The sequence below is a fragment of the Mesorhizobium sp. CA14 genome (assembly GCF_020165195.1).
Taxonomy (GTDB): Bacteria; Pseudomonadota; Alphaproteobacteria; order Rhizobiales; family Rhizobiaceae; genus Mesorhizobium.
Genome location: NZ_JAIUHR010000011.1, coordinates 59,900 through 75,025 on the forward strand (window position 1 = coordinate 59,900; position 15,126 = coordinate 75,025).

General features: G+C 64.8%; 17 protein-coding genes. 14 read left to right on the top strand and 3 right to left on the bottom strand.

The window, feature by feature from the left end; genetic code table 11:
- The first annotated feature begins 150 nt into the window (after nucleotides 1-150).
- On the top strand, nucleotides 151-1,347 hold the full coding sequence (locus tag LB565_RS14245; protein ID WP_224584939.1) for a GGDEF domain-containing protein: 1,197 nt from the start codon (nucleotides 151-153) through the stop codon (nucleotides 1,345-1,347).
- 314 nt (nucleotides 1,348-1,661) lie between these two features.
- Here the strand turns inward: LB565_RS14245 and LB565_RS14250 are convergent, their stop codons facing one another.
- A complete protein-coding gene (locus LB565_RS14250) occupies nucleotides 1,662-2,003 on the bottom strand; it encodes a hypothetical protein (RefSeq protein WP_224584940.1) in 342 nt (113 codons plus the stop codon).
- A gap of 360 nt (nucleotides 2,004-2,363) precedes the next feature.
- On the opposite strand from LB565_RS14250, the gene LB565_RS14255 reads away from it, so the two are divergent.
- The 7 genes from LB565_RS14255 to LB565_RS14285 all read left to right on the top strand — a co-directional run bounded on the left by LB565_RS14255 (nucleotide 2,364) and on the right by LB565_RS14285 (nucleotide 8,089).
- Nucleotides 2,364-2,891, top strand: a complete 528-nt coding sequence (locus LB565_RS14255; protein WP_224584943.1) for a hypothetical protein — start codon at nucleotides 2,364-2,366, stop codon at nucleotides 2,889-2,891.
- A 444-nt stretch (nucleotides 2,892-3,335) separates the two neighbouring features.
- A complete protein-coding gene (gene sdhC, locus LB565_RS14260) occupies nucleotides 3,336-3,758 on the top strand; it encodes a succinate dehydrogenase, cytochrome b556 subunit (protein WP_140846371.1) in 423 nt (140 codons plus the stop codon).
- Nucleotides 3,758-4,153, top strand: coding sequence for a succinate dehydrogenase, hydrophobic membrane anchor protein (gene sdhD, locus LB565_RS14265; protein WP_224584945.1), 396 nt, complete (start codon nucleotides 3,758-3,760; stop codon nucleotides 4,151-4,153). The genes sdhC and sdhD overlap by 1 nt, the downstream gene beginning before the upstream one ends.
- Before the next feature lie 4 nt (nucleotides 4,154-4,157).
- Complete coding sequence (sdhA, locus tag LB565_RS14270; protein WP_224584947.1) at nucleotides 4,158-5,993, top strand: succinate dehydrogenase flavoprotein subunit; 1,836 nt, start codon at nucleotides 4,158-4,160, stop codon at nucleotides 5,991-5,993.
- A gap of 2 nt (nucleotides 5,994-5,995) precedes the next feature.
- On the top strand, nucleotides 5,996-6,430 hold the full coding sequence (locus LB565_RS14275) for a DUF3052 domain-containing protein (protein ID WP_224584949.1): 435 nt from the start codon (nucleotides 5,996-5,998) through the stop codon (nucleotides 6,428-6,430).
- Nucleotides 6,430-7,209, top strand: coding sequence for a succinate dehydrogenase iron-sulfur subunit (locus tag LB565_RS14280; protein WP_224518034.1), 780 nt, complete (start codon nucleotides 6,430-6,432; stop codon nucleotides 7,207-7,209). The genes LB565_RS14275 and LB565_RS14280 overlap by 1 nt, the downstream gene beginning before the upstream one ends.
- 247 nt (nucleotides 7,210-7,456) lie before the next feature.
- Nucleotides 7,457-8,089 carry a YceH family protein gene (locus LB565_RS14285; RefSeq protein WP_224584951.1) on the top strand — a complete coding sequence of 211 codons (633 nt, stop codon included), beginning with the start codon at nucleotides 7,457-7,459 and terminating at the stop codon, nucleotides 8,087-8,089.
- 214 nt (nucleotides 8,090-8,303) lie between these two features.
- On the opposite strand, the gene LB565_RS14290 is transcribed toward LB565_RS14285, so the two are convergent.
- On the bottom strand, nucleotides 8,304-8,729 hold the full coding sequence (locus tag LB565_RS14290) for an OsmC family protein (RefSeq protein WP_124998336.1): 426 nt from the start codon (nucleotides 8,727-8,729) through the stop codon (nucleotides 8,304-8,306).
- Nucleotides 8,730-8,941: 212 nt separating this feature from the next.
- Here LB565_RS14290 and LB565_RS14295 point away from each other — a divergent pair, with 212 nt between their 5' ends.
- From LB565_RS14295 to LB565_RS14305, 3 genes are all read left to right on the top strand, one after another.
- Nucleotides 8,942-9,166, top strand: a complete 225-nt coding sequence (locus LB565_RS14295) for a hypothetical protein (RefSeq protein ID WP_224584953.1) — start codon at nucleotides 8,942-8,944, stop codon at nucleotides 9,164-9,166.
- Nucleotides 9,163-9,519: a YciI family protein gene (locus LB565_RS14300; protein ID WP_224584955.1), complete on the top strand. Its 357-nt coding sequence runs from the start codon at nucleotides 9,163-9,165 to the stop codon at nucleotides 9,517-9,519. The genes LB565_RS14295 and LB565_RS14300 overlap by 4 nt, the downstream gene beginning before the upstream one ends.
- A gap of 142 nt (nucleotides 9,520-9,661) precedes the next feature.
- On the top strand, nucleotides 9,662-10,192 hold the full coding sequence (locus LB565_RS14305) for a hypothetical protein (RefSeq protein ID WP_224584956.1): 531 nt from the start codon (nucleotides 9,662-9,664) through the stop codon (nucleotides 10,190-10,192).
- Nucleotides 10,193-10,667: 475 nt separating this feature from the next.
- On the opposite strand, the gene LB565_RS14310 is transcribed toward LB565_RS14305, so the two are convergent.
- A complete protein-coding gene (locus tag LB565_RS14310) occupies nucleotides 10,668-11,945 on the bottom strand; it encodes a ubiquinone biosynthesis hydroxylase (RefSeq protein ID WP_224585109.1) in 1,278 nt (425 codons plus the stop codon).
- Nucleotides 11,946-12,048: 103 nt separating this feature from the next.
- Here LB565_RS14310 and tesB point away from each other — a divergent pair, with 103 nt between their 5' ends.
- From tesB to LB565_RS14325, 3 genes are all read left to right on the top strand, one after another.
- A complete protein-coding gene (gene tesB / locus LB565_RS14315) occupies nucleotides 12,049-12,912 on the top strand; it encodes an acyl-CoA thioesterase II (protein WP_224584957.1) in 864 nt (287 codons plus the stop codon).
- Between the two features lie 247 nt (nucleotides 12,913-13,159).
- The gene (locus LB565_RS14320) at nucleotides 13,160-13,498 is read left to right on the top strand and encodes a P-II family nitrogen regulator (RefSeq protein WP_127280023.1); all 339 of its coding nucleotides are present in this window, start codon (nucleotides 13,160-13,162) and stop codon (nucleotides 13,496-13,498) included.
- A gap of 49 nt (nucleotides 13,499-13,547) precedes the next feature.
- Nucleotides 13,548-14,876, top strand: a complete 1,329-nt coding sequence (locus tag LB565_RS14325; RefSeq protein WP_411970650.1) for an ammonium transporter — start codon at nucleotides 13,548-13,550, stop codon at nucleotides 14,874-14,876.
- Nucleotides 14,877-15,126 lie beyond the last annotated feature (250 nt).

Consider the following 15,126-nt stretch of genomic DNA (forward strand, 5'->3'; position numbering starts at 1 on the left):
TCCCGTCTGGCGTCTCCTGTCTGGCCGGACAACGCCGCTCCGGCGGGCCGGTTCCGCGTGGCATACGATCTATCTATCGAGACTTAACCGCTTGTTTGGGCTTGCATCCTAGTATCTCCCCCTGGGTAAGTTGGGGAAAGTCGCAGTCGTTTGGACACCGGTCTGCTCATAGCGCTGCTCAATCCGACGATAGCGCTGGCGCTCGGCGCTGCGTTCCTCGTGCTGTGGTCCTATCAGCGCCATCGACCGTATCTGGCTGCGCTCGGCGCGAGCTACTGCCTGTCGGCGCCGGGTTTCCTGCTGCAATATTTCACGCTCCCGATCGGCATGGCGCTGACCAAGCTCGTTTCCAACATCTGCTTCACGATCGCGGCCTGCTGCCTCTCCAGCGCGATCATCGCGCGCTACGGGCGGCGCGTGCCCTATGTCGGTATCGCAATCGTGACCGGAGGCGGGCTCGCATCCTTCATCTGGTTCATGTTCGTCCAGCCGGACCTCACCTGGCGCGTGCTTGTCATGAATTTCGGTTTCGGCGCGCTCAGCCTGCTGGTCGCCGCGGAACTGAGAACGGTGCGCCACAATGGTCCGACCGAAAAGATCCTGCTCGTGCTGTCGGTGCTATCGGGGCTGAATTTCATTGCCCGCACGCTGATCGTCATCATCGCACACGGGCCGTTCCCCGGCTATGACGGCTTCTACGCCTCCTCCTACTGGACGACGGCGCTGCTTTCGCACGCGCTTTTGTCGCTGCTGATCGCGCTTAGCCTGTTCACGGCAGCGGCGCTCGACGTGATGAAGACATTGAAGGCCGAGACCCATACCGACCCGCTCTCCGGCATCCTCAACCGCCGCGGCTTCGAGGAGCGGGCGACCCTCTTGCTCGACCAGTGCGGCAAGGCCGGATTCCCCGTCGCTCTGGTGCTTGCCGATCTCGATCACTTCAAGGCGCTGAACGACCAGCATGGGCATGAGGCAGGCGACCGGGTGATCGCCGATTTCGCCGCCAAGCTGCGCTCGGCCACCGGCGCGCGCGGGGCCGCCGGCCGCATCGGCGGCGAAGAGTTCGCCGTGCTTCTGCCGCTTACCGACCTGGGGGCCGCAAGGCTTTTTGCCGAAGCGATCCGCGCCTTCTATTCGGCCGGCGCGATCGAGGGCCTGCCGCCCGGCATCAGGGTCACCGCCAGCTTCGGCGTCGCCGCCCGCTCCGGCAGGGAAGGGCTGATGCCGCTGATGCGGCGCGCCGACGAGGCGCTCTACAAGGCCAAGAAGAACGGCCGCGACAGCGTGCGGCTTTCCTATGAGAGACCTGAGACCGCCTTCGCTGCCGAGCCGCTCGCCGTCGGCTGATACATACAGGCCCGGCCCAAACCCTTGCTTAGTCCTAGAAGGCGATCGCGACGTTCGCGATTGCCCGAAGCTCCCGCAACTTCGTCATCCTCGGGCTTGACCCGAGGATCCATGCCGTTACCTCTGTCGTAGAACGCTGCGGTGCAAATTCTGTAATCGACGCGACGCCTTAATGGAACGGCATGGATTCTAGGGTCTGCGCGCGTCGCTCCGCTCCTTTGCTTCGCCCTAGAATGACGACGGGCCGGGCCTTGCCGGCCGCTATTGCGTGCGCGTGTCAGGCGCGCTGCGGCGGCGCCAAACGCCGACGATCTTCAACGGCAAGGATTGAGATTGGGCATCTCGCCGTCGGAAAGCCCGTACATGTAGGAGCGGCCCTTGACCAGCACCGGCGGCTGGTAGCAGCCGGGCTCGTCCGCATCGTCATAAACGACATCCGGCTGGCCGGCGCCGGTGTATTCGGAAAGTTTTTTCGCCAGCTTGCCCTCGCCGACGATGATGCGCTTGTATCCGGCGGCGCTGTCGATGACGAGATTGCCGAAGGAATCGGCATAGACACGGTCATGGTGGCGCAGGCCCGCTTCGGCCGGCGCGGCGACTGCCAGCGCCGCCAGCGTTGCGGCCGCGAGGCTTATCCGCACTGAATTCGAACGCATGTCGCTCTCCCCTGGGGCGGCGCGCAGATCGCGCCTGAATTCTGGTTCGAATCGGAAATTAACTCTTTCTTAACCTTTGTTAAGAGGCGGGAGGTTTTCGGCGCCGCTTCTTAAGGAACATGGTTAATTTTCGAGGGCGGGCTTTCCCTGCGGCAGGGGCCTGGAGCAGGGCTGACTCCGGGTCAACTTGATCTTGCGTCGCCGCGTGGCTACAGCGGTCCACCGTTTCACGGAAAGGCAACCGCCTCTTTCTTTGTTTCGACGCAATTCCGGACGGAAGGCTACGGCGAAGGCGCCCGACCCAACCGTTCACACTTTTCCTGGAATTGCTGTAGCGTGCCGCACACGAAAGGGCAGCGCATGAGCTTTGGACACACGGTTCGGGTGTCGATCACCATCCCGCTGCTTCTCGCGGCCGCGGCCTGCGTGCCGCAGGACGGCGCGCCGAAGGCGGCGAATGCCGCTCCGCCGACCGCAGCCTCGCCTGCTCCGGCCCCGCCCTCCGCCGCACCCGTGGCGTCAACGGCAGCCGCGGCGCCCCCGATACCTGCACCGGCCCCGACAGCCACCGCGCCGGCACCTGCGACGGCCAAGGCGCCCGCAACGCCCGCGCCCGCGACCAAGATCGTCACCGACCTTACCGTGCCGCGCTCCGGCGTCGGCACGGCCAGCTATAGATGCGGCAATGGCGGCATGATCACCATCCAGAATCTCGGCTCGTCGCTGCGCGTGGCCCGCCCGGACGGCTCGACCGAGGAATTCGCGGCTTCGCCCGCCAACCAGAGCAGCCGCTACCAGGAAGCGGCGACGCATGACGCAATCGTGATCGACGGGCGCGAAGCGCTGGTGATGAAGAGAGGGTCCACCCCGCAGACCTGCCGGAGATAGCGGGTGGGCTGATCTTCAGGTGAGGCCGACCTGCAAACGGCAGCCTCCTGCGCTTCCGGCCTTCGCCGGCCGAAGCATCCGTGACATGAAAGTGCGTGGCAGTTAAGGCTACGGTCGGCGTAGGCCGGTGCTCACGTACTTTAAGTACGCTCCGCTCCGGTTCTCGGAACTTGTCGTTTTCGGCTCGGCCTGACCTGAATCTCAACCCACCCGGCCCGCGCTCTTTGTTGCACTGCAACGAACATTGCGCCGGCGTCGAAACAGCCGCTAATCGATTGAAGCGCGCGACGGCCAATTTGTCAGACTAAATGATGTTTCCAAAACGATTTTCCGGCTTTGACGCGGTGCAAAAAGCGCATTAGAAACCGGCTGTCCGGAGCCATATAAGAGGGCGGCAAAGGCCGCATTCCCATCGCGGCTCCAGGATGCCGATCTGGGGGAGCCATGAGCAAATCACCAGCCACCCGCGCAGTTGCCAGACGTGAACGGCCGCTCTCGCCGCATCTGACGATCTACCGGCCGCCGATCACGATGACGATGTCGATCATCCATCGTATCACCGGCGGCGCGCTCTATTTCGGAACGCTGCTAGTCGCGGCATGGCTGATCGCCGCTGCGAGCTCGCAGGCCGCCTTCGACTGGGTCAACTGGGCCTTCGGCTCCTGGCTCGGCCGGTTGGTCCTGTTCGGCTACACCTGGGCCCTGATGCACCACATGCTGGGCGGGCTGCGCCATCTTATCTGGGACACCGGCGCAGGACTGGAAAAACACACCGCGTCCAGGATCGCCTGGGCGACGCTTGCCGGTTCGATCGTGCTCACGCTTCTGATCTGGATCGCCGGCTATATGGCGCGGGGAGCTTTCTGATGAGCGCGAACAATTCGGACATGCGCACGCCGCTGGCGAGGGTCCGCGGCCTCGGTTCGGCCCGCGAGGGCACCGGGCATTTCTGGCGGCAGCGGCTGACCGCCATCGCCAACATTCCTTTGATCCTGTTCTTCGTCGGCTTCCTGATCGCGATCAACGGCCATGACTACGCAGATGTGCGGGCGGTGCTTGCGAACCCGTTCGTGGTGGTCATGCTCGGCCTGGTGCTGATTTCGCCGCTTTACCACATGCGCATCGGCATGCAGGTGATCATCGAGGATTACGTGCACGGCGAAGGCCTGAGGCTGGCGCTGATCGCTCTCAACACCTTCTTCTGCGTGGCAGTCGGCGTCGCTTCGCTGTTTGCCCTGCTCAAACTCGCATTCGGAGGCTGACGTCTTGGCCAACGCAAATACAGCCAGCACGGCTTCCGCCTACACTTTCGTCGATCACAAATTCGATGTGGTGATCGTCGGCGCCGGCGGCGCCGGCCTGCGCGCCACGCTCGGCATGGCCGAGCAGGGGCTGCGCACGGCCTGCATCACCAAGGTTTTCCCGACGCGCTCCCACACCGTCGCGGCGCAAGGCGGCATCGCCGCCTCGCTGTCGAACATGGGGCCGGACTCCTGGCAGTGGCACATGTATGACACCGTCAAGGGCTCGGACTGGCTGGGCGATGTCGACGCCATGGAATATATGGTGCGCGAGGCGCCGGCCGCCGTCTACGAGCTCGAGCATTACGGCGTGCCGTTCTCGCGCACCGAGGAAGGCAAGATCTATCAGCGGCCGTTCGGCGGCCATATGATGAACTACGGCGACGGTCCGCCCGTGCAGCGCACCTGCGCGGCCGCCGACCGTACCGGCCACGCCATCCTGCACACGCTCTACGGCCAGTCGCTGAAGAACAATGCGCAGTTCTTCATCGAGTATTTCGCGCTCGACCTGATCATGGAGCCGGACGGCACCTGCACCGGCGTCGTGGCCTGGAACCTCGACGACGGCACCATCCACCGCTTCTCGGCCAAGATGGTGGTTCTGGCGACAGGCGGCTACGGCCGCGCCTATTTCTCAGCCACCTCGGCGCATACCTGCACAGGCGACGGCGGCGGCATGGCGGCCAGGGCCGGGCTGCCGCTGCAGGACATGGAGTTCGTCCAGTTCCATCCGACCGGCATCTACGGGGCCGGCTGCCTGATCACCGAAGGGGCGCGCGGCGAAGGCGGCTATCTCGTCAATTCCGAGGGCGAGCGCTTCATGGAGCGCTACGCACCGTCGGCCAAGGATCTTGCCTCGCGCGACGTGGTCTCGCGCTGCATGACGCTGGAAATCCGCGAGGGCCGCGGCGTCGGCAAGAAAAAGGACCACATCTTCCTGCATCTCGATCACCTCGATCCTGCGGTGCTGCACGAGCGTCTGCCGGGCATATCGGAATCGGCCAAGATCTTCGCCGGCGTCGATCTCACCAAGGAGCCGATCCCGGTGCTGCCGACGGTCCACTATAATATGGGCGGCGTGCCGACCAATTACTGGGGCGAGGCGCTCAATCCGACAGCCGAGAATCCCGACCGCGTGTCGCCGGGCCTGATGGCGGTCGGCGAGGCCGGCTGCGCCTCTGTGCACGGCGCCAACCGTCTGGGCTCCAACTCGCTGATCGACCTCGTAGTGTTCGGGCGGGCGGCGGCCATCCGCGCCGGCCAGGTGATCGACCGCAAGTCGGCGATACCGTCGCCCAACGAAGCTTCGGTCGAGAAGATCATGGAGCGCTTCGACCGGCTGCGCCACGCCAACGGCTCGACCCCCACGGCTGTGCTCCGGGAGAAGATGCAGCGCGCCATGCAGGAAGACGCCGCGGTATTCCGCACGCAGGAATCGCTCGAGAATGGCTGCAAGCGCATTTCGGAACTCTGGGGCGAGCTCAAGGACATCAAGGTTACCGACCGCTCGATGATCTGGAATTCCGACCTCGTCGAGACGCTGGAACTGGAAAACCTGATGGCCAATGCCATCACCACCGTGTACGGCGCCGAGGCGCGCAAGGAGAGCCGCGGCGCGCATGCACGCGAGGATTTCTCGGCGCGCGACGACGCCAACTGGCGCAAGCATACGCTTGCTCATCTGAGCGAGGACGGCAAGGTGACGCTCACCTACCGGCCGGTGCACACGGAGCCGTTACTGGCGGAAAAGGACGGCGGCATCAGCCTGGCCAAGATCGCGCCGAAGGCGCGGGTGTACTGATCATGGTGCTCGCGGCCACCGGATATTCCGGCACGCCTCTTCCGGCCAAGCTCGGCCTGAAGGACGGCATGGTCGCCGCTTTCATCGCGTTGCCGCCGGAGCTCGACCAATTGACCGAGGCGGTGTCCTTTGCCGGCGTCGACCGGCTCGCCGGGTGGTCGGCGATATCGGGCCGTCAGAAATACGATGCCGTGCACGCCTTTGTCCGGCAGCGCGCCGAGATCGAGGACGGCCTGGCCGGCATCGAGACCGCGATCAAGCGCGACGGCATGGTCTGGGTCTCCTGGCCGAAGAAGGCATCGAAAGTGCCGACCGACGTCACCGAGGGCGTCGTCCGCGCCGAGGCGCTGAAGCGCGACCTGGTCGACGTCAAGGTGGCCGCCGTCAATGAAATCTGGTCCGGGCTGAAGCTCGTCATCCGAAAGGACCGCAGGTAATGGTCGAACTCACGCTTCCCAGGAATTCCAAGGTCCAGCAGGGCAAGACCTGGCCAAAGCCGGAAGGCGCGACGAACCTGCGCGAATACCGCGTCTACCGCTGGTCGCCGGACGATGACGCGAATCCGCGCATGGACACCTATTTCGTCGACATGGACGATTGCGGGCCGATGGTGCTCGACGCGCTCTTGTGGATCAAGAACAAGATCGATCCGACGCTGACGCTGCGCCGTTCCTGCCGCGAAGGCATTTGCGGCTCCTGCGCCATGAATATCGACGGCTCCAACACGCTCGCCTGCACCAAGGGCGCCGAGGACATTTCGGGCGCGGTGAAGATCTACCCGCTGCCGCATATGCCGGTGATCAAGGATCTGGTGCCCGACCTCACCAATTTCTATGCCCAGCACGCCTCAATCGAGCCCTGGCTGAAGACGGTCTCGCCGACGCCCGCCAAGGAATGGCTGCAGAGCCATGAGGACCGCGAGAAGCTCGACGGGCTCTACGAGTGCATCTTGTGCGCCTGCTGCTCGACGTCCTGCCCGAGCTATTGGTGGAACGGCGACCGTTATCTCGGCCCGGCCACGTTGCTGCAGGCCTATCGCTGGCTGATCGACAGCCGCGACGAGGCGACGGGCGAACGGCTCGACAATCTCGAAGACCCGTTCCGGCTCTATCGCTGCCACACCATCATGAATTGCGCGCAGACCTGCCCGAAGGGGCTTAATCCCGCCAAGGCAATCGCCGAGATCAAGAAGATGATGGTGGAGCGGCGCGTTTAGAGTCGGAGGGTTCGCTCGCGACCACGTCGAACGCAGCGTTCCTTCACACCCCCCTCTGTCCTGCCGGACATCTCCCCCGCAAGGGGCGCAAGGGGGAGATTGGCTGTCATTCCGGCTTTCGCTAATCTTCAGCGTTGCAACAATGGGCGAGCGGCGCTGCAACTGCTGATCTCCCCCCTTGCGGGGGAGATGGCCGGCAGGCCAGAGGGGGGTGCTGTCCCTCCAACCTCGAAGGCTAAGCAACTCAATGAGTGAAGATCTCCCCATCCTATCCCCCGTCGAAGCGCGTGTGCTGGGTTCCCTGATCGAGAAGAAGGAGCTGACGCCGGACGTCTATCCCCTGACGCTCAACGGCGCGCATCAGGCGGCCAATCAGAAGACGGCGCGTGAGCCGGTGATGGCGCTCGAGCTGACGGAGGTCCGGCGGGCTTTGAGCACGCTCGAGCAGAAAGGCCTCGTGCGCCAGGCCTTCGCTTCCCGCGTCGAGCGCTACGAGCATCTGATGGCGCAGCGCTTTTCGTTGACCACGCCGCAGATCACGGTGATCGGGCTGCTGCTGTTGCGCGGTGCGCAGACGGCGCATGAATTGCTTGCCCGTTCAGAACGCATGGCGCGCTTTGCCTCCATCGAGGAGCTGCGCGATAATCTCGACCTTATGATCGGCCGCCGGCCGCCGCTGATCCAGCTGCTCGAACGCGCGCCCGGCCAGCGCGAGGAGCGCTATGTGCATCTGTTGAGCGGCCCGGTGGAGGCGACAGCGATGCCGGCGTCTTGGCAGCCGCCGGCGCCAACTGTGGACACCGACCTCGAGGCGCGGGTCAAGGCGCTGGAGGAAGAGGTCGCTGCGTTGCGCGCGAAGATCGAGGCGCTGGGCGGCTAGCTCGCTGGAAAGGTTGGCGCGAGGCGCCCCCCTCTGTCCTGCCGGACATCTCCCCCTCAAGGGGGGAGATTAGCAGTTCCGGCGCCGGCGCCCTTCTTTCACCGTCAGCGATTGGCGAAAGCCGACACGACATCTGATCTCCCCCCTTGAGGGGGAGATGCCCGGCAGGGAAGAGAGGGGGGCGAAGGATCGTCAGCCTTCGCGGAGAAGCTTCTCACCCCAGCCTTGCATCCAGCGACACCTTGATCGCCCCCAGCGCCTTCGATACCGGGCATTCGGCTTTGGCCTTCTCGGCCAGCTCCTTGAACTTCGCCGCGTCGATGCCCGGCACCTTGCCGACCAGGGTGATGGCGCTGCCGGTGATGCCGGTGCCGGGGACCAGCGTCACCACTGCCTTGGCGTCGAGCTCGGCGGCCGGCGTGCCGTTTTCGGCGAGGAAGTGCGACAGCTGCATGGCGTAGCAGCCCGCATGCGCCGCGGCGATAAGCTCTTCCGGATTGGTGCCGGATTTGCCGCTCTCGTCCTCGAAGCGCGCCTTGAACGAATAGGGCGTGCCCTTCAAGGTGCCGCTCTGGGTGTCCAGCGTGCCGTTGCCTTCCTTCAGATTGCCTTTCCAGACGGCGTTTGCGGTGCGGTCCATGGAGTCCTCCTGGTCTGTCGGGGTTTGCGCCGGCGGCCGCCGGCGTTCCCGAAGACTATAGCGCGGGCCGGCCGGAAGACCATCCATCTCCAGGTATGATTGTGCTCGCGCAAGGCGTTCGAAAATTCTGCAAAAAAACGCGTGCAAAAATGTCGACTTGCCGTCTGCCCGACCGTCCTGCGGGCGGCCACTACCGGCCGATGGAGGTTAAGATGGACAACCTGTTTCTCGCGATCTGGGGAAAGCCTGAGCGAAAAGGGAGGCGACTTGAAGAGTTCTGGCTGAATCCGCCGGCGCCCGGTTTCGGCCGGCTGGCGGCGGCCATCGCCGTCATCGGCGTCGCGACATGCCTGCTCGACCATGCGGCGATGGCAATTAAAACCGACACCTTACCCTTCGCCTCCTATAACGCGTCAATGAAAGGAAGCTCGAAATGAAATATGTCCTGCTGGTCTATGGCGAGGAAAAGGACCTCTACGCGCTGACCCCCGAGCGCATGGCCAAGCTCGATGCCGACTCGCTCGGCTATGACCGGGAGCTCGACCGCCAAGGCAAGCTGGTCATCGCGCAGGCGCTGCAGTCGGTGAAGACGTCGAAATCGCTCCGGCGGCGCAATGGCAAGGTGCTGGTGACCGACGGCCCCTTCGCCGAGACCAAGGAGCAACTGCTCGGCTTCGTCATGGTCGAGGCTGCCGATCTCGACGAGGCGCTCGACATTGCGGCCAAGATCCCGCTGGCGGAACTCGGTACGGTCGAGATCAGGGCGATCTACAACGTGCCGGGGTCATAGCCGCCGCTCAGCAGTGCGCGACGCCGGTTGAAGCTGTCTCTTGCGGGAAACATCTTCAGAGTTTCTTCACGGACGCAACCGTTGCTTGTTGAAGCGATGCCGCGCTTCTCTTATCGTCGCCGCGATTTCGGGGGAATTCGGCATGCCTTTCCTGATCGCTTTGCTTGGTGTGCTCGGCGCGGCCGCCATCTGGTGGTACCGGCTGAAATATATGAGCGACGCCGCGCGCGAGGTTGCCGACGTCGTCGGGCGGGTCCAGGGCAATATGCGGCGCAAGAAATTGCGCGATCAGGCCGCGCTCTCGCCGCTGGCGGCGATCGACGATCCGGTGGTGGCGGCCGCAACGCTGATCACGGCAATCGTTGCCGAGCATGGCCCGATCTTGCCGCGGCGCGAGGCGGTCATCCGCGAGGTGATCTCGCAGATCGCGGAGGGCCAAAAGAAGACCGACGAGGCCGTGGTCTACGGCAAATGGGCCGCCGCGCAGATCGACGACACCACGATCGTCATCGACAAGCTGGCGCCGTTCCTGCGCGAGCGCCTCGATCCGCATGAGCGGGACGACCTGCTCAGGATGCTGAACCGCGTCGCGCAAGGCGGCGAGCAGAGCCTCAGGATCGCCGACCAGCGGATGCTGAGGCTGCGGCAGAAGTTGGGGTTCGAGGTGAATTAGAATTCAGGTGAGGCCGGCCTGCAAATGGTGGCTTCCTGCGCTTCCGGTGCTCACGTATTTCAAGTACGTTCCGCTCCGGCCTTCGCCGGCCGAAGCCCTCATAAGTGTCTCCGCTCTATGAAAGGCTACGGCCGGCGTAGGCCGGTTCTCGGAAGCCATCCAGTTTGGTCGCTTCGCGCCCGTCTTCGACTCCGACTCGGCCTGACCTGAATTTGCCACGCCACAAGGCGATCAGATCGCCTGCCTTCGTGATTGGCCGAAACGCCTCTCGCCTCGTCATTCTACGGCGGAGCAAGGAGCGAAGCGACGCGCGCAGACCATAGAATCTGTTACTGTAAGCGTTGCAGCGGTGCAGAATTCTGCTCCGCAGCACCTACGATTAAAGTCACGGAATGGATCCTCGGGTCTGCGCGTCCGCTGCGCTCCCGCTCCGCCCGTGGATGACGACGTCGTGTCGGCTTCGGCCAGTAGGCGATCAGATCGCCTCGCCCTTCAGCAGCCTTGGCGTGTCGCCGGACAGGCCCGAGGCCTGGCGGATGAAGAAATCCTTGAGCCGGGGCATGCGCTCGACGAGGCCAAGGCCGAGATCGCGCGCGGCGCGCAGCGGGCCGATGTCATTGGAGAACAGCCGGTTCAAGACGTCGGTGGTGACGCCCATCTGCAGCGTGTCGAAGCGACGCCATTGCTGGTAGCGCTCGAGCACATCGAGGGCGCCGATGTCCTGGCCGAGCCGGTCGGCCTCGACCACCACTTCGGCGAGCGCCGCCACGTCCTTGAAGCCGAGATTGAGGCCCTGGCCGGCAATCGGGTGGATGCCGTGCGCGGCATCGCCGGCGAGCGCGATGCGCGGCGCGATGAAGGCGCGGGCGAGCGTCAGACCGAGCGGCCAGGCGCGCGGCTTGTCGGCAACGCGGATCTCGCCCAGCTTCAGGCCGAAGCGCTGCTCCAGATCGTGCTCGAAGACGAACTCGTCGCCCTCGACCAGCGCCTTGGCATCTTCCGTACGCTCCACCCAGACGATCGACGAGCGGTTGGTCCCGTCCTTGTCCGGCTTCAGCGGCAGCGTGGCGAAGGGACCCGCGGGGAGGAAATGCTCCTCGGCGCGGCCGTTGTGCGGGCGCTCATGCGCCACCGTGCAGACGATGCCGGACTGGCCATATTCCCACTTCACCGTCTTGATGCCGGCCATGTCGCGCAATTTCGAATTGACGCCGTCGGCGGCGACCAGCAGCCGCGCCTTCAGCGTCGCGCCGTCGGCCAGATGCACGGTGATGCCGGCGCCATTCGCGTCGAAGGCGCTGACCGCCATGCCTTCGATGATGTCGATGCCAAGCTTTTCGGCGCGCCGGCGCAGCGCGCCGTTGAGGTCGCGGTTGGCGACCATATGGGCGAAAGGCTCGCCGGGCGCCACCTCGCCGTCGAAGGTCAAAAACACCGGACGCACCGGGTCGGCGGCGCGCGAATCGGTGATGATCATTTCGGTGATCGCCTGCGCTTCCGGCGCGATCTCTTCCCAGACGCCGAGCAGTTGCAGCATGCGGCTGGCGGCCGCGGCAATGGCTGAGGCGCGGCCGTCTTTCTGCCAGACGCCGGCGGGGGCGGCATCGACGATGGCGATGGCGAGGCCCGGCCGCGCCTGCTTCAGCGATACGGCCGCCGTGAGGCCGACATAGCCGGCGCCGGCGATGAGCACGTCGAGCGGCGCCTCGCGGCTCCCGTTCGCCTCTGCTCCATTCGGCTTGCGGTCGACCATGGCATCATCCTTTCGCGGCTTCGGCCGGCTGCCGTTTGCGGCCTTGACTGCCTGCGCGTCCTGTCCGAAACCGGCCATGGCACATCCTTGAAGGATTTCAAACATGACCGCGGCCATGGACGAGCTTCTCGACATTCTCGACCTCGAGCAGCTCGAACACAATCTGTATCGTGGTCGCAGCCCCAAGGTCGACTGGCAGCGCGTCTTCGGCGGCCAGACCATCGCCCAGGCGCTGGTCGCCGCGCAGCGCACCGTGGAGCCCGAACGCCACGTGCATTCGCTGCACGGCTATTTCATGCGGCCGGGCGACACCAAGCTGCCGATCGTCTACGAGGTCGACCGCATCCGCGACGGCGGCTCCTTCACCACGCGCCGGGTGGTGGCGATCCAGCATGGCCAGGCGATCTTTTCGCTGGAGGCGTCCTTCCAGCAGGATGAGGTCGGGCTCGAGCATCAGCTGCCGATGCCGCGCGACGTGCCGGTGCCCGACACGCTGCTCACCCAGCGCGAGCTGCTCGGCAAGTTCGGCGAAGCGGTGCCGGAAGGCATCAGGCGCTACTGGGAGCGCGACCGGCCGATCGAGATGAAGCCGGTGATGCTGAAGCACTACACAAGCCGCGAGAAGCTGGAGCCGCAGCAGAACATCTGGATCCGCACCACCGGTCCGGTGCCGGAAGACCGCGCCATTCAGGCGGCGGTGCTTGCCTATCTCTCCGACATGACGCTGCTCGATACCTCGACCTTCGCGCATGGCCGCGCCATCTTCGATCGCGACATCCAGGCGGCCAGCCTCGACCACGCCATGTGGTTCCACCGCAGCCATTCGCTGGACGACTGGATCCTCTACAATCAGGACAGCCCGTCGACCCAAGGGTCGCGCGGCTTCACCCGCGGCTCGCTGTTCGCGCGCGACGGTACGCTGATCGCCTCGGTCGCCCAGGAAGGCCTCATCCGGCTGAAACGCTGAGCCGGCTTCAGGCAATTGCCTGGAATACGAGCATTTTCTAATTTTTGCCTATTTTATAGGCGGGTGCGCCGACCGGCCTGTGCGCGAATGATGTGCAGCGATCGCCCATTCTCTTTGTTTACAACAGGTTAACACCCTGCTTCGGCAACTGGCACGGAGCTTGAATCCTGTCGGGCACTCTCCGGCTCCTCGGGATCGGTGAAGGTGTGCAAACGCGGGGGACCGCAACAGCAAAGGGTGAAACCTTATGAAAATCGTGATGGCAATCATCAAGCCGTTCAAGCTCGACGAGGTGCGCGAAGCGCTCACCGCCGTCGGCATCCAGGGCCTGACCGTCACCGAAGTCAAAGGCTACGGACGTCAGAAGGGGCATACCGAAATCTATCGCGGCGCGGAATACGCGGTCAGCTTCCTGCCCAAGATCAAGATCGAGGTCGCGGTCGCCGCCGACATGGTCGACAAGGCCGTCGAAGCCATCACCGCGGCCGCCAAGACCGGCCAGATCGGCGACGGCAAGATTTTCGTCTTCGGCATCGACCAGGCAGTGCGCATCCGCACCGGCGAAACAGACACCGACGCGCTCTAAGCGGCGATCATCCATTCCAACGGAGAGTTCAATGAATATTCCTTCCACCTTGAAGACGACGGGACGCGCGGCCGCTTCGCTCGCGCTCGTGGCCATGAGCACCGTCGCCGCCATCGCGCAGGAGGCCGCCCCGGCGGCCACCGCCGCGGCGCCCGCCGCGCCGGCGCCCGCGCTCGACACCGGCAACACCGCCTGGATGCTGACCTCGACGGCGCTGGTGCTGATGATGACCATCCCGGGCCTGGCGCTGTTTTACGGCGGCATGGTGCGCAAGAAGAACGTGCTCGCCACCATCATGCAGAGTTTCGCCATCACCTGCCTAGTGACGGTGCTGTGGTTCATGTTCGGCTATTCGCTCGCCTTCTCCGACGGCGGCGCCACGAACGCCTATCTCGGCGGCTTCTCGAAATTCTTCCATCACGGCATCACCGTCTCGACGCTGTGGGCGCCGGGCGTGGCGAACATTCCTGAATTCGTCTTCTCGATGTTCCAGATGACCTTCGCCATCATCACGCCGGCGCTGATCGCCGGCGCCTTCGCCGAGCGCATGAAGTTCTCGGCGCTCCTGATCTTCATGGGCCTGTGGCTGGTCTTCGTCTATGCGCCGATCGCGCATTGGGTGTGGGGCGGCGGCTTCCTCGGCTCGGCCGGCGTGCTCGACTTCGCCGGCGGCACGGTCGTCCACATCAACGCCGGTGTCGCCGGCCTGGTCTGCGCGCTGGTTCTCGGCAAGCGCGAAGGCTACGGCGCCACCAACATGGCGCCGCACAACCTGGTCTACTCGGTGATCGGCGCCTCGCTGCTGTGGGTCGGCTGGTTCGGCTTCAACGCTGGTTCCGAGCTTGCCGCCGACGGGCTTGCGGGCGCGGCGATGATGAACACGCAGGTCGCCACCGCCGCCGCGGCGCTGGCCTGGATGTTCGCCGAATGGATCGTCGCCAAGAAGCCTTCGGTGCTCGGCATCATCTCGGGCGCCGTCGCCGGCCTCGTCGCGGTGACGCCGGCTTCCGGCTTCGTCAATCCGACCGGCGCCTTCATCGTCGGCATCATCGCCGGCGTGGTCTGCTATCTCTCGGCGGTCAAGCTCAAGCATGCGTTCGGCTATGACGACTCGCTCGACGCCTTCGGCGTCCATGGCGTCGGCGGCATCGTCGGCGCGCTGCTCACCGGCGCGCTCGCCGATCCGGCAATCAACGCGCTCGGCAAGGACGCCTCGGTCGCCAAGCAGCTCTACGGCATTGCCTTCACCATCCTGTGGACGGCGATCGCCACCTTCGTGATCCTCTACATCGTCAAGGCGCTGGTCGGCCTGCGTCCGTCGACCCAGGAAGAGGTCGAAGGTCTCGACGTCACTCAGCATGGCGAAGTGGTGCCGTAAGGCCGGCTCCGCTCTTTGCTTTGGCGCAATTTTGGACGGGAAACCGTTTGGGATTGCGCCGAGGGCCGGCGGATCCTCCTCCCGCCGGCCCGGAACTCCTCCCAAGATCCCGTCGTGACGCTCTCGAAGGGGCTCACGCCTTGAGGCCCGGAACACGCTTCCGGGCCTCCTTTTTTGTCGGGCGGCCATCCAAGCCATTTCGTTCACATTCACTTGATCCGTCGGCATGAAACATCGGCCCGTCAGTTTC